This window comes from Pseudomonas sp. GGS8 (assembly GCF_024168645.1).
GTDB lineage: Bacteria > Pseudomonadota > Gammaproteobacteria > Pseudomonadales > Pseudomonadaceae > Aquipseudomonas.
Genome location: NZ_JALJWF010000001.1, coordinates 6,653,368 through 6,666,368 on the forward strand (window position 1 = coordinate 6,653,368; position 13,001 = coordinate 6,666,368).

12 protein-coding genes and 1 pseudogene are annotated in these 13,001 nt (G+C 59.9%); 7 read left to right on the plus strand and 6 right to left on the minus strand.

The genetic code is table 11. From position 1 onward, the window contains the following. Positions 1–26 precede the first annotated feature (26 nt). Positions 27–914, plus strand: coding sequence for a protease HtpX (htpX, locus tag J3D54_RS29980; protein ID WP_008075669.1), 888 nt, complete (start codon positions 27–29; stop codon positions 912–914). A 187-nt stretch (positions 915–1,101) separates the two neighbouring features. On the opposite strand, the gene J3D54_RS29985 is transcribed toward htpX, so the two are convergent. Further along, positions 1,102–1,758 (minus strand): thiopurine S-methyltransferase, encoded by a 657-nt coding sequence (locus J3D54_RS29985; RefSeq protein ID WP_253426321.1) that lies wholly within the window; start codon positions 1,756–1,758, stop codon positions 1,102–1,104. 103 nt (positions 1,759–1,861) lie between these two features. Here J3D54_RS29985 and J3D54_RS29990 point away from each other — a divergent pair, with 103 nt between their 5' ends. Next, positions 1,862–2,629 carry a class III extradiol ring-cleavage dioxygenase gene (locus tag J3D54_RS29990; RefSeq protein ID WP_253426322.1) on the plus strand — a complete coding sequence of 256 codons (768 nt, stop codon included), beginning with the start codon at positions 1,862–1,864 and terminating at the stop codon, positions 2,627–2,629. Between the two features lie 106 nt (positions 2,630–2,735). Here J3D54_RS29990 and J3D54_RS29995 read toward each other — a convergent pair. Then, positions 2,736–4,443 (minus strand): annotated as a pseudogene (locus tag J3D54_RS29995) (DEAD/DEAH box helicase). Positions 4,444–4,831: 388 nt separating this feature from the next. Between J3D54_RS29995 and J3D54_RS30000 the strand changes: the two are divergent. Beyond that, the gene (locus tag J3D54_RS30000) at positions 4,832–5,623 is read left to right on the plus strand and encodes a crotonase/enoyl-CoA hydratase family protein (protein WP_253426323.1); all 792 of its coding nucleotides are present in this window, start codon (positions 4,832–4,834) and stop codon (positions 5,621–5,623) included. A gap of 119 nt (positions 5,624–5,742) precedes the next feature. Here J3D54_RS30000 and J3D54_RS30005 read toward each other — a convergent pair whose 3' ends face one another. Next, positions 5,743–6,498: a spermidine synthase gene (locus J3D54_RS30005; protein WP_253426324.1), complete on the minus strand. Its 756-nt coding sequence runs from the start codon at positions 6,496–6,498 to the stop codon at positions 5,743–5,745. Between the two features lie 148 nt (positions 6,499–6,646). Here J3D54_RS30005 and J3D54_RS30010 point away from each other — a divergent pair, with 148 nt between their 5' ends. After that, complete coding sequence (locus tag J3D54_RS30010) at positions 6,647–7,993, plus strand: class II 3-deoxy-7-phosphoheptulonate synthase (protein ID WP_007899909.1); 1,347 nt, start codon at positions 6,647–6,649, stop codon at positions 7,991–7,993. A gap of 131 nt (positions 7,994–8,124) precedes the next feature. Here the strand turns inward: J3D54_RS30010 and J3D54_RS30015 are convergent, their stop codons facing one another. Further along, positions 8,125–9,354 carry a winged helix-turn-helix domain-containing protein gene (locus J3D54_RS30015; RefSeq protein WP_253426325.1) on the minus strand — a complete coding sequence of 410 codons (1,230 nt, stop codon included), beginning with the start codon at positions 9,352–9,354 and terminating at the stop codon, positions 8,125–8,127. Positions 9,355–9,418: 64 nt separating this feature from the next. After that, a complete protein-coding gene (locus J3D54_RS30020) occupies positions 9,419–9,634 on the minus strand; it encodes a DUF1127 domain-containing protein (RefSeq protein ID WP_253426326.1) in 216 nt (71 codons plus the stop codon). Between the two features lie 96 nt (positions 9,635–9,730). Between J3D54_RS30020 and J3D54_RS30025 the strand changes: the two genes are divergently transcribed. Then, positions 9,731–10,585 (plus strand): LysR substrate-binding domain-containing protein, encoded by an 855-nt coding sequence (locus tag J3D54_RS30025; RefSeq protein WP_253426327.1) that lies wholly within the window; start codon positions 9,731–9,733, stop codon positions 10,583–10,585. On the opposite strand, the gene J3D54_RS30030 is transcribed toward J3D54_RS30025, so the two are convergent. Then, the gene (locus tag J3D54_RS30030) at positions 10,575–11,324 is read right to left on the minus strand and encodes a sulfite exporter TauE/SafE family protein (protein WP_253426328.1); all 750 of its coding nucleotides are present in this window, start codon (positions 11,322–11,324) and stop codon (positions 10,575–10,577) included. The two genes, J3D54_RS30025 and J3D54_RS30030, sit on opposite strands and share 11 nt — an antisense overlap. A gap of 110 nt (positions 11,325–11,434) precedes the next feature. Here J3D54_RS30030 and J3D54_RS30035 point away from each other — a divergent pair, with 110 nt between their 5' ends. Both J3D54_RS30035 and J3D54_RS30040 read left to right on the plus strand, forming a co-directional pair. Further along, the gene (locus J3D54_RS30035) at positions 11,435–12,391 is read left to right on the plus strand and encodes a LysR family transcriptional regulator (protein ID WP_253426330.1); all 957 of its coding nucleotides are present in this window, start codon (positions 11,435–11,437) and stop codon (positions 12,389–12,391) included. A gap of 68 nt (positions 12,392–12,459) precedes the next feature. Then, positions 12,460–12,921: a MarR family winged helix-turn-helix transcriptional regulator gene (locus J3D54_RS30040; RefSeq protein WP_253426332.1), complete on the plus strand. Its 462-nt coding sequence runs from the start codon at positions 12,460–12,462 to the stop codon at positions 12,919–12,921. Positions 12,922–13,001 lie beyond the last annotated feature (80 nt).

Here is a 13,001-nt window from a genome sequence, read left to right on the forward strand (position 1 = left end):
TTTAGCACGAGGAGATTTCTACAACCATGATGCGCATATTGCTGTTCTTGGCCACTAACCTGGCGGTCGTGCTGATTGCCAGCATCACCCTGAGCCTTTTCGGCTTCAACGGGTTCATGGCGGCCAACGGGGTTGATCTCAACCTCAATCAGCTGCTGATTTTCTGTGCGGTCTTTGGTTTCGCCGGTTCCCTGTTCTCGCTGTTCATCTCCAAGTGGATGGCGAAGATGAGCACCAGCACCCAGATCATCAGCCAGCCGCGCACCCGGCACGAGCAATGGCTGCTGCAAACCGTCGAGCAACTGTCCCGCGAAGCCGGGATCAAGATGCCCGAAGTCGGGATTTTCCCGGCCTATGAAGCCAACGCCTTCGCCACCGGCTGGAACAAGAACGACGCATTGGTCGCGGTCAGCCAGGGCTTGCTCGAACGCTTCTCACCGGATGAAGTGAAAGCCGTTCTGGCCCACGAAATCGGGCACGTGGCCAACGGCGACATGGTTACCCTGGCGTTGATCCAGGGCGTGGTGAACACCTTCGTGATGTTCTTCGCCCGGATCATCGGCAACTTTGTCGACAAGGTGATTTTCAAGAACGAAGAAGGCCAGGGCATTGCCTACTACGTGGCAACGATCTTCGCCGAACTGGTCCTGGGCATTCTGGCCAGCGCCATCGTCATGTGGTTCTCGCGCAAACGAGAATTCCGTGCCGACGATGCCGGTGCACGCCTGGCCGGTACCAGCGCAATGATCGGTGCCCTGCAGCGTCTGCGCGCAGAACAAGGGCTGCCGGTGCACATGCCGGACACCCTGAACGCCTTCGGCATCAACGGTGGTCTCAAACAAGGGTTCGCCCGCATGTTCATGAGCCACCCGCCGCTGGAAGAACGCATCGACGCATTGCGTCGCCGGGGCTGAGAGGTTCCGCGCTAAAAGAAAAGGCCCGCAGTGAATGCGGGCCTTTTTTTGTTTGCTGAGTGGCGTGGTGCTCTTCAGGGCCTCATCGCGGGCAAGCCCGCTCCCACATAGACAGCGCCCATCTGAACAACTCGGTCAACTGTAGGAGCGGGCTTGCCCGCGATAAGGCCAGCACAATCAGCAGCCTTTATCGACTGGAAACCCGATACACACGCTCCTCAAGCCGCGTGACACCGGCCTCGAGAAACTTCCAGCTCTCACCCAGGACGTCCTGGTCTTCCAGGATCTTCAGCTCCCACGAAGCCCCCAGCAGCTGTTGCACTTCGTCATCAAGCACAGCAAATGGCGGCCCGGCCATTTGCGCCTGGTCGTAATCCAGCGTAATCAAAATCCCTAAAGAATCCTTCGGCAGAATCCGAATCAGATGAGCCGCGTATTGCTCGCGCATCGCTGGCGGCAAGGCGATCAATGCAGCGCGGTCGTACAGTGCGCTGCAATCGGCAACATCGCCTGCCGTCAACTCGAAGAAATCACCGCACCACAGCTCGATAGACCCCGCCCGATAGACGTTGAAAGGCCCCTGCTCGCTGATTGCCGGGTCCAGTTGATGCTCATTGAAAAAGTCCTCGATGGCCTTTTCCGACAGCTCAATACCCAGCACCTCATGACCGCAGTGCGCCAGCCACAACAGGTCCAGGCTTTTGCCACACAACGGCACCAGTACACGAGAACCGTCATCAAGACCCAGTTGCGGCCAGAACCGTTGCAGATAGGGATTTACTTCCGGCAGATGAAAGCCGATCTGATTCGACGCCCATCGTTTGTGCCAAAACTCCGGCTGCATAATTAACCCCGAAAAATTCGATCAAAAGACTCTAAAACTTATATTAGATTTAGATCAATGATCTGACTGAAGATGCTGCCATCTTACTCTCAGGAGCTCAATTATGTTCCCCAGCCTGTATATCTCTCATGGCTCCCCCATGCTGGCCCTGGAACCTGGCGCCAGCGGGCCAGCCCTTGCGCGCCTGGCCGCCGCAATGCCGAAACCCAAAGCCATCGTGATCGTCTCTGCACACTGGGAAAGCAGCGAATTATTGGTCAGCGGCAACCCTCAACCCGAAACCTGGCACGACTTCGGCGGCTTTCCCCAGGCCTTGTTCGAGGTGCAGTACCCCGCACCCGGTAACCCGCAACTGGCGGCGCAGGTTGTCGAGCTGCTGAAGGGCGATGGCCTGCCTGCGCGTATCGACGCCAAGCGCCCGTTCGACCACGGCGTTTGGGTGCCCTTGTCGTTGATGTACCCGCTGGCCGATATCCCGGTGGTGCAGGTCTCGCTGCCCACCCGTGGCGGCCCGGCGCTGCAAACCCGCGTCGGCCATGCCCTGGCCAGCCTGCGCGAGCACGGCGTGCTGTTGATCGGCTCTGGCAGCATCACCCACAACCTGCGCGAACTGGACTGGCACGCCGGCCCGGAAAGCGTCGAACCCTGGGCCAAGGCATTCCGCGACTGGATGATCGAGAAGCTCGAAGCGAACGATGAAGCCGCGTTGCACGACTATCGACAGCAGGCTCCGAACGCTGTGCGCAACCATCCGAGTGACGAACATCTGTTGCCCTTGTACTTCGCCCGCGCAGCCGGGGGTGAGTTCAGTGTTGCTCACCAGGGGTTCACCATGGGAGCGCTGGGGATGGACATCTATCGCTTCGGCTGACAGGTAGACCGACTCCGCTCAAACACCAGACACAAAACAGCAGGCATAAAAAATCCCCGAACCAGTCGGGGATTTTTTATGTGCGATTAATCAGCCCGAGAGCGGATCAATCTTCGCGGTAGCGACGCAGCTTCAATTGCTTACCGGCAACGCGAGTGTCCTTCAGCTTGGTCAGCAAACGCTCCAGACCATCTTCCGGCAGCTCGACGAGGCTGAAGCTGTCACGCACCTGGATGCGACCGATGGCTTCACGCGCCAGACCACCTTCGTTGAGGATGGCGCCCAGCAGGTTCTTGGCAGCGATACCGTCACGCGCACCCAGCGCGGTACGGCAACGAGCACGACCTTCAGCCAACGGGATCGGAGCACGACGCTCGCGGTCACCACGGTCCGGACGATCACCGGAACGCTCTGGACGATCGCCACGCGGTGCATTGTTCGGCACCAGTGGACGCTCTTTCTCGATGGCGGCCAGGGTCAGCGCTTGACCGTTGGTAGCCTTGCGCAGCAGGGCTGCGGCCAAGGCACGTGGGCTGCAACCGATGTCGGCAGTCAGGCGATCCAGCAGATCACCGTGTGTCGATTCGGCATCAGCCACCAGCGGCGACAGGCTGTTGGTCAGTTTCTTGATGCGGGCATCGAGAACAGCCTGAGCGTCCGGCAGGCGAACTTCGGCAACTTTCTGACCGGTAACACGCTCGATCACTTGCAGCATGCGGCGCTCACGAGGAGTGACCAGCAGCAGTGCGCGACCTTCGCGACCGGCACGGCCGGTACGGCCGATACGGTGAACGTAGGATTCCGGGTCGTACGGCATATCAACGTTGAACACGTGAGTGATACGCGGAACGTCCAGGCCACGAGCGGCAACATCGGTCGCCACAACGATGTCCAGACGGCCATCCTTGAGGGATTCGATTACGCGCTCACGCTGGTTCTGAGCAATGTCACCGTTCAGCGCAGCGGCTTTATAGCCTTTGGCTTCCAGGGCACTGGCCAGGTCCAGAGTCGCTTGCTTGGTGCGCACGAACATGATCAGGGCGTCGAAATCTTCCACTTCCAGCAAGCTGAGAACGGCAGAAGTCTTCTGGTCAGCGTGAACCAACAGGTGAGCCTGTTCGATCGCGGTAACGGTCTGAGTCTTGCTCTGGATCTTCACGTGCTTCGGATCGCGCAGGTGGCGCTCGGCGATGGCACGGATCGATTGCGGCAGGGTGGCCGAGAACAATACGGTCTGACGGGTTTCCGGCATGGCCTTGAAGATAACTTCCAGGTCGTCCATGAAGCCCAGCTTGAGCATTTCGTCCGCTTCGTCGAGAACCAGGTGGTTCACGGTAGCCAGTACTTTTTCGTCGCGACGCAGGTGGTCGCACAGACGACCCGGAGTGGCGACAACAATCTGTGCGCCATTACGGATTGCTTTCAATTGTGGGCCCATCGGCGCGCCGCCGTAGACAGCCACAACAGTTACGCCCGGCATTTGCTTGGCGTAGGTTTCGAAAGCGGTTGCAACTTGTAGCGCCAACTCACGAGTTGGGGCCAGGATCAGAGCTTGCGGCTCGCGCTTGGACGGATCAATGCGGTGCAGGATCGGCAGGGCAAAGGCAGCGGTTTTACCGGTACCGGTTTGCGCCTGGCCAATCATATCGTGACCGGCGAGAATGATCGGGATCGACTGCTGCTGAATGGCCGAAGGCTCTTCATAGCCGGTAGCGACTACTGCAGCGACAATATTAGGGTGAAGTTCAAGAGCGGCGAAGCCGCCGATTTCCTGGGTCATGGGTCTGCCTCTAAGTGCATCCGCAAAGACCCATGCTCCAAAGCTGCGCATGCCGTGTTGAGACTCAAGAGTCGCCCTGGCAGCTTTGTCGGCGGGGATTTGCGAAAACGAATGAATGAAAAGAATCGTCAAGGAAGAGTTCGCGGGGCGAACGTGCAGCCGAAGCTGGCTTCGGGGAATTGCGCTACCTAAACGCGGCCCGGTTAAAGGCCGGCGCGCACTATACCGGAATTCGGCCAAAAAGGGAGCTTTTTTTATCGGAAAAAACCGGCGTACGCCGTTGTGTCACAGGCTTTGCGGATAATCGTGCAACCGTCTATTTTGCAAAGGCCCGGCCCTGCTGGCGATGGCGCTAAAACGGTTCATCCTTGTGACACAGACCTTCGGCCTGACACACCCTTCCCGCCCGAGGAAATGCTCCCATGAATCAGCCCAGCCCCAGTCGTGTAACCCGTGAACGGCATGATCATGTCCTGATGATCGGCCTGGATCGGGTGGCCAAACGCAATGCCTTCGACCTCGACCTGCTCAATGCACTCAGCCTGGCCTATGGCGAATTCGAAGCCGACAGTGAGGCGCGGGTCGCGGTGGTGTTCGGCCATGGCGAGCATTTCACTGCCAGGCTCGATCTGGTCAGTGCTGGCACAGCCCTGGCCGAAGGCTGGCAGGCACCGCCCGGTGGCTGCGATCCCTGGGGCGTATTCGTCGGCCCCCGGGTCAGTAAACCGGTGATTGTCGCGGCGCAAGGCTACTGCCTGACCGTGGGCATCGAATTGATGCTGGCCGCCGACATCAATCTGTGCGCCAGCAATACCCGTTTTGCCCAGAAGGAAGTGCAGCGCGGGATCTTCCCGTTCGGCGGCGCCACCTTGCGCCTGCATCAGGTCGCCGGCTGGGGCAATGCCATGCGCTGGCTGCTCACCGGCGATGAATTCGATGCACATGACGCCTTGCGTCTAGGCTTGGTGCAGGAAGTCATGGCCAGCGAGGACTTGCTGCCACGGGCGATCGAGCTGGCCGAGAGGATTGCGAGGCAAGCGCCACTGGGTGTCCAGGCGACGTTGATGTCTGCGCGGCAGGCGCGCTACGAGGGTGAGACCGTGGCGGCCCAGTCATTGCCGGCGCTGGTGAAAAAATTGCTCAATAGCGAGGACGCCAAGGAGGGTGTGCGGTCGATGATCGAGAAGCGGCCTGGCGTCTTCAAAGGGATTTGAGGAATGCATCGCATGTTAGGGCCTCATCGCGGGCAAGCCCGCTCCCACAGGTCTCGTGAACGACGCAAATCAGTGTGGGAGCGGGCTTGCCCGCGATGAGGCCTTCAAGAACAACCATTTTATGTCGCCGGTCGAATCGCCTTGATCAACGACTGCAATGAATACCCCAATCGCGGCGCCAGGCCTTCAGCGCGGGCGATCAGCCCCTCCATGTCCAGCTCCTGATCCAGCTCCGATGGCACGATCAGGATCACATTGCCCTCCTTCACCGGCAATTCCCAGTAATGCCGGTGATAGAGCCCGCGCAACAATGCCGCACCCAACGGTTTGCCGTCGTCGGTGGCCCACTGGTTGATCACCAGCCAGCCACCCGGATTCAAGCGCTTCTGGCAGTTTTCCAGAAAGCTCCAGGCCAGATGCCCGACACCCGGCCCGACGTCGGTATACAAGTCGACGAAAATCAGATCGGCCGGTTCAGCCGTATCGAGCAACTCCAGCGCATCGCCGACGCGGATGTACAGCCGCGGATCGTCATCCAGCCCCAGGTATTCGATGGCCAGACGCGGTACGTCAGGGCGCAGCTCGATGGCTTCGACATCTTCCAGCGGCAGGAACTTCAAGCAAGCCTGGGTCAACGTGCCGGCACCGAGCCCGAGGAACAGCGCGCTGTCCGGTTGCTCGTGGCACAGCGCGCCAATCAACATCGCGCGGGTGTAATCGTACTCGAGCCAGCTCGGGTCGGCGGTGAACACGCAGCTCTGTTCGATGGCGTCACCGAACTCCAGAAAACGGTAATCGGCCACTTCCAGCACGCGAATCACGCCGAACTCATCCTGTACCTCGGCGAGCAAATGCTCGACGCGCTCCTCAGTCATTTCGTCTCCTGATCGTTACCGGCCCCGGCAACGCGATAAACCGCAACATAAAGCAGCAAAGGCGCGATTGTCCGCGAAGCGACGGGAACAGGTCACGCACTAATTGCTGATAACATAACCGTCCGAGCGTAAAACACTAGAGACTGCGATGAGCCAACCCTGGAGCCCTGACAGCTGGCGCGCCCTGCCGATCCAGCAACAACCTCAATACCCCGACGCGGCGCATTTGCTGCACGTCGAGCAAACCCTGGCGAGCTATCCGCCACTGGTGTTTGCCGGTGAAGCGCGGGAGTTGCGCCGTCAGTTTGCCGAAGTCACCCAGGGCCGGGCGTTTCTGTTGCAGGGCGGCGACTGCGCCGAAAGCTTTGCCGAGTTCTCCGCCGCGAAAATTCGCGACACCTTTAAAGTGTTGCTGCAAATGGCGATCGTCATGACCTTCGCCGCCGGTTGCCCGGTGGTCAAAGTCGGACGCATGGCGGGTCAATTCGCCAAACCCCGTTCGGCCAACGATGAAACCATCAACGGCGTGACGCTGCCGGCCTACCGTGGCGACATCGTCAACGGCATTGGTTTCGACGAAAAAAGTCGCGTGCCGGACCCGGATCGTCTGCTGCAGTCCTACCACCAGTCCACCGCGACCCTGAACCTGCTGCGCGCCTTTGCCCAGGGCGGCTTTGCCGATCTGCATCAGGTGCACAAATGGAACCTGGATTTCATCGCCAACTCGGCGCTGGCCGAGAAATACAGCCACCTGGCTGATCGTATTGATGAAACCCTGGCCTTCATGCGTGCCTGCGGTATGGACAGCTCGCCGCAACTGCGCGAAACCAGTTTCTTCACTGCCCACGAAGCGCTGCTGCTGAACTACGAAGAAGCCTTTGTGCGTCGCGACAGCCTGACCAACGACTACTACGACTGCTCGGCCCACATGCTGTGGATCGGTGACCGTACCCGTCAACTGGACGGTGCTCACGTCGAATTCCTGCGCGGGGTGCACAACCCGATCGGGGTCAAGGTCGGCCCGAGCATGAACCCTGAAGACCTGATTCGCCTGATCGATGTGCTCAACCCGGACAACGACCCCGGTCGCCTGAACCTGATTGCGCGAATGGGCGCGAACAAGGTCGGCGATCACCTGCCGCAGCTTATTCGCGCGGTGCAACGCGAAGGCAAGCAGGTGCTTTGGAGCTCCGACCCGATGCACGGCAACACCATCAAGGCCAGCAGCGGTTACAAGACCCGCGACTTCGCGCAGATCCTTGGCGAGGTAAAGCAGTTCTTCCAGGTTCACGAAGCGGAAGGCAGCTATGCCGGCGGCATCCACATCGAAATGACCGGGCAGAACGTCACCGAATGCATCGGCGGCGCGCGTCCGATTACCGAAGATGGGTTGTCGGATCGTTATCACACCCATTGCGACCCGCGGATGAATGCCGATCAGTCGCTGGAACTGGCGTTTTTGATTGCCGAGACCCTGAAGCAAGTCCGGCGGTGAGTCAGTAGGTTTTTTATTGCCTGACAGGCCGCCATCGCGGGTAAGCCCGCTCCTACAATGACCGTGTCGTTCACAAATTATGTGTCTGGCGCTAACCCTGTGGGAGCGGGCTTGCCCGCGATGGTGTCGGTTCAACCACCCTCAATCTGTGCCAACGCCACCCTCAACCGCGCCGCACTCGCCCGCGGGCAATTCAGTTGAACCCGCTCAAGCCCCAACCAGTCCGCCATTCGCCGCAGATTGACCGCCAACGCCAGCATCCCTTCATCATTCAGCCCCGGCTCTTCCTCATGCACGGCATGCACCGCCAACCGGCCCGACGCCCGTTCGGCTCGCAAGTCGACCCGCGCAGCGATCCGCTCATTGTGCAAAAACGGCAATACGTAATAGCCGTAGACACGCTTGTGCTGCGGCGTATAAATCTCCAGCCGATAACGGAAATCGAACAATCGCTCGGTACGGCTGCGCTCCCAGATCAGCGAATCGAATGGTGAAAGCAGCGCACTGGTCTCAACCTTGCGCGGCACTTTCGACTCAGCCAGGCAATAGGCCGGTTGCCGCCAGCCTTCAACCTCACAGACCAGCAGCTCACCGCCCTCGACCAGTTCCGCCAGACGCGGCCGGCTGTCTGCCGGGCTCAAGCGAAAATAATCCCGCAGATCCTTTTCCGTACCAACGCCCAACGCCGTGGCCGCATGCAGCAACAATTCGCGCTGAGCCTCGGCCTCATTGAGCAACGGCTGCTGAAGAATCGCTGAAGGAATCACCCGCTCCGGCAAATCATAAAGCCGTTCGAACCCGCGCCGGCCGGCTACGGTCACTTCACCGGCGGCGAACAACCATTCCAGCGCATGCTTTTCGGCGCTCCAGTCCCACCACGGCCCTGCCCGTTCCTGGCGGGTCGACAGACTGCCCGCCCCCAGCGCACCGAGCTCCTGGACCGACGCCAGCACGCGGCGAATCGTGTCCTGCTGCTCACGACCGAAACGCGCCAGTTGCTGGTAGATGTCTTCGCCGCGGACTGCGCGCTGCATGCGCCAGCGCATCAAGGGGTACATCGACAACGGCAATAACGACGCTTCGTGGCCCCAATACTCGAACAACGTGCGCCGACGGCCCTGACTCCAGGCAGCCTGATCGAGCAACTCGGTTGAATAGTTACCAAGACGGGAAAACAAGGGAAGGTAGTGCGAACGCACCAACGCATTGACCGAATCGATCTGCAGAATGCCGAGCCGTTCGATCAGCCGGTTGAGCTGAACCGGTTTGATCGCCGCCGGCGGCTGGCGCCCGTTGAATCCTTGGGCAACCAGTGCCAGACGCCGAGCCTGTTTGAGGGAAAAGGACAGTGTGGCAGGCATGAGCATCTCCTTGTCTGCTCGCAACCTACCTCACCCGAAAGTGGTTTGTGTAGCGATGGCATCATCATTTATGCATCGGATCATCCCAGAACGGTCTTACTACCTCATGTTCCACATCCGCACGTGTCACGCCGATGTCCTTCAGTGCTTCATCGCTCAAACCCGCCAGCATTTCACGTTCACGGTGAAGTTCGTACCAGCGACTAAACTTGTGCAGCAGATCGGATACCGCGTGGATTGAGAATTTTTCTGCCATTACATGCTCGTTGTGACCTTTCATCGTGTAGCCCTCCTTTAGGGATGGATCCAGTCTCGCTCCAGCGTTAAGATCAATCCAACGAATGTTTCTGATGGCATACATCTCGGAGATTGATGAATGTCCGCCTACCCCAGTATCGACACCGATGTATTGCGCACCTTCGTCGCGATCGCTGATCAGGGCGGCTTTACCCGCGCCGGTGAAATGGTCAACCGCACCCAGTCGGCGGTGAGCATGCAGATGAAGCGCCTGGAAGAGGACGTGTTGCAGCGCCAGCTGTTCGAACGCGACGGGCGCCAAGTCAAGCTGACCGCCGAAGGCCAGGTGTTGCTGGGCTACGCGCGGCGCATCCTCAAACTCCACAGCGAAGTCTTTAATACCCTGCGCGAGCCGCACATGGTCGGCACGGTGCGCATCGGCACGCCCGACGATTACGTGATGCGCTTTCTACCGGGCATCCTGTCGCGCTTCGCGCAGTTCTACCCGCTGATCCAGATCGAGGTTCACTGCGAATCGACCCGGCAATTGTTGCAGCGCCAGGACCTGGACCTGTCCATCGTCACCCGCGAGCCGGGTAACGAGATCGGCCAATTGTTGCGCAAGGAGCGTTTTGTCTGGGCCGAGGCCCAATGCTTCAACGCCCACGAGCAAACACCGTTGCCGCTGGCGATGTTCAACAGTGATTGTTTCTGCCGCGCCTGGGCGTGCAATGCCCTGGACGCCATGGGCCGCGATTACCGCATTGCCTACAACAGCTCCAGTCTGTCGGCATTGATGGCGGTGGTCAGCGCAGGCCTGGCCATCACCGCGCAACTGGAAAGCCTGATCACGCCGGATATGCGCATCCTCGGCGCCGATCAGGACCTGCCCCTGTTGCCGGAAGGCAGCATCATGCTGATCCGCAACCTGAACAACCCTTCACCGATCACCGAATGCCTGGCCGAGCACATCGTCGAAGGCTTCAAACTTTAAAGGCGAGCATCACGGCGCAGCACACCAGAAATCCACAGAACAGCCCGCGCAACAGCCGCTCCGGCAGTGCGTGGGCGACTCTCACGCCCCAACTGATGCTCATCAATCCACCGACCGCCAACGGTATACCGATCGCCCAGTGCACCTGTTGGTGCACCGCATAAGTCGCCAACGTGACGCCCGTGCTCGGCAGTGCCAACGCTAGCGATAAGCCTTGAGCAACCACTTGGCTGGTGCCAAACAGACTGGTCAATACCGGCGTTGCCACCACCGCCCCGCCCACGCCAAACAACCCGCCCATAGTCCCGGAAGCCGCGCCGAGCACACCCAGCCACGGCCATGAATAATGCATCTGCGAAGACGCCGGCGCGGTGGCAGTGAACATTCGCATCAGGTTGTAGGCCGACAGCGCGACCAGGAATGCGACGAAGCCCACACGCATGGTTTGCGCATCAATGCCCACCGCCCAGATCGAACCGATCCAGGCGAAGCAGAATCCCATCGAAGCCAATGGCAGCGCATGACGCAATTCGATGCGATTGCGCTGGTGATAGCGCCACAGCGCCAGCATCACGTTCGGCACCACCATCACCAGTGCCGTGCCTTGGGCGACCTGCTGATCGAGACCGCACCATACGCCCAACAGCGGAATCGCCACCAACCCGCCACCAATACCGAAGAGCCCGCCAAGGGTGCCCAAGGCAGCGCCAAAAACCAGATACATCACGAACTCAATCACAGGCGATTTTCCTCTTGTCAGACTGTTCATCCTACGCAGTCGGCTCTGGCGGGGAAACGCACAGCAACGCACAATGGCTGTGCCAAATTCGCACAAGTGTTGATGAAGCCATGAACCCCAACCAATTGACCGAACAACTCGGGCTGTTTCTTGATGTGCTGGAAACCGGCAGTTTTTCTGCCGCATCCCGCCGTCACCCCCTGACGCCATCGGCCGTGGCACGACGCATCGACAGCCTGGAAAGCGCTGTCGGCAGTCAGCTGTTCATTCGCAGCACCCACGCGGTGCGGGCTACCCCGGCAGGCTTGGCCTTTGCCGAACGCGCGCGGCGGATCGTCGCGGAACTGCGGCTGGCCCGGGCAGAAGCGGTGTCCCTGAGCAATGCGCCGGAAGGCTTGATTCGGGTCGATGCGCCGGCAGCGTTCGGACGACGCCATCTGGCGCCGGTGATTGCCGACTTCCTGACGCTGTATCCCGGCCTCGACGTGCAATTGCACCTGATCGACAGCTTTGTCGATATGCAGGGTTCAAACCTGGGCAAGGTCGACCTGGTACTGCGTGCCGGGCAAATGGCCGATACCCGGCTGGTGGCCACGCCGTTGGCGAGCATGGTGCGCATCGCTTGCGCCAGCCCCGATTACCTGCAACGCCGTGGCGTGCCGACCGAGCCGGCGCAATTGGTCGACCACGACGGTCTGGATTGGGACGGCCTGGCTCCGCCGTTCGCCTGGCGTTTCGAGCAGAATGGGCAGATGCACTTGCACCGGCCTGCACGAATCCGCATGAGCGCCAACAATGCCGAGGCACTGGTCTGCGGCGCACTGGCCGGCTTGGGCGTCGCACACCTGCCGACCTGGCTGGCCAGCGAATATTTATTACGCGGCGAACTGCTGCCGCTGTTCTGCGAAAAAGGTCTGCCAAAACCGGAAAGCACCGGTATTTATGCGTTACGCCTGGAGCAGCAACCCAGTGCGCGTAGCCGCTTATTGCTGGAATACCTGAAGACTCGTTTCAGCCCCATCCCGCCGTGGGATCTGGCGCTGCAAACCAACCTGGACCGTCACTGATCGAGAATTATCTGGCGCATTAAAGATTCGCCCGCTAGATTCATTCAATCACTGATCAAGGCTTTGAAATGAACACCGAGCGCAACACCCCGGACCACTGCGACGAACTGCTGCTGGACAATCAGGTCTGCTTCGCCCTGCACTCCACCTCACTGCTGATGACCAAGGTCTACAAGCCGCTGCTGCAAGCACTGGGCCTGACGTATCCGCAGTACCTGGCGATGATGGTGTTGTGGGAAAAGGATGGATTGACGGTGGGCGAAATCAGCACCCGACTGCTGACTGATCCCGGTTCCCTTACCCCGCTGCTCAAGCGCCTGGAAGCCGAAGGTTTGCTGAGCCGCACCCGTAGCCGGGAAGACGAACGAGTGGTGATTGTCGAGCTCACCGAGCAAGGCCATGCGCTTCGAGACAAAGCGCGGGGCATTCCCCAATGCATCCTCGGCGCCAGCGGGCAGACGCTGGAACAGTTGAAGAAGCTGCAAGCGGAGCTTCAAACACTGCGCAGCCACCTGCAAGACAGCCTTTAGACCGCGAAGGCGTCCTCCCCGTCGCAAAAAATTCACTTCGCATAAATCCCGCACGAAAGCGTCTATCTCAAACATCTCCC

What these genes read in the sequence shown, in the direction of transcription:
- J3D54_RS30005 (WP_253426324.1), bottom strand. Translation starts at nt 6,498, where the DNA reads ATGACTGAGGAGCGCGTCGAGCATTTGCTCGCCGAGGTACAGGATGAG.
- J3D54_RS30000 (WP_253426323.1), top strand. Translation starts at nt 4,832, where the DNA reads ATGAATCAGCCCAGCCCCAGTCGTGTAACCCGTGAACGGCATGATCAT.
- J3D54_RS30015 (WP_253426325.1), bottom strand. Translation starts at nt 9,354, where the DNA reads ATGCCTGCCACACTGTCCTTTTCCCTCAAACAGGCTCGGCGTCTGGCA.
- J3D54_RS30025 (WP_253426327.1), top strand. Translation starts at nt 9,731, where the DNA reads ATGTCCGCCTACCCCAGTATCGACACCGATGTATTGCGCACCTTCGTC.
- J3D54_RS30010 (WP_007899909.1), top strand. Translation starts at nt 6,647, where the DNA reads ATGAGCCAACCCTGGAGCCCTGACAGCTGGCGCGCCCTGCCGATCCAG.
- htpX (WP_008075669.1), top strand. Translation starts at nt 27, where the DNA reads ATGATGCGCATATTGCTGTTCTTGGCCACTAACCTGGCGGTCGTGCTG.
- J3D54_RS30020 (WP_253426326.1), bottom strand. Translation starts at nt 9,634, where the DNA reads ATGAAAGGTCACAACGAGCATGTAATGGCAGAAAAATTCTCAATCCAC.
- J3D54_RS30040 (WP_253426332.1), top strand. Translation starts at nt 12,460, where the DNA reads ATGAACACCGAGCGCAACACCCCGGACCACTGCGACGAACTGCTGCTG.
- J3D54_RS29990 (WP_253426322.1), top strand. Translation starts at nt 1,862, where the DNA reads ATGTTCCCCAGCCTGTATATCTCTCATGGCTCCCCCATGCTGGCCCTG.
- J3D54_RS30035 (WP_253426330.1), top strand. Translation starts at nt 11,435, where the DNA reads ATGAACCCCAACCAATTGACCGAACAACTCGGGCTGTTTCTTGATGTG.
- J3D54_RS29985 (WP_253426321.1), bottom strand. Translation starts at nt 1,758, where the DNA reads ATGCAGCCGGAGTTTTGGCACAAACGATGGGCGTCGAATCAGATCGGC.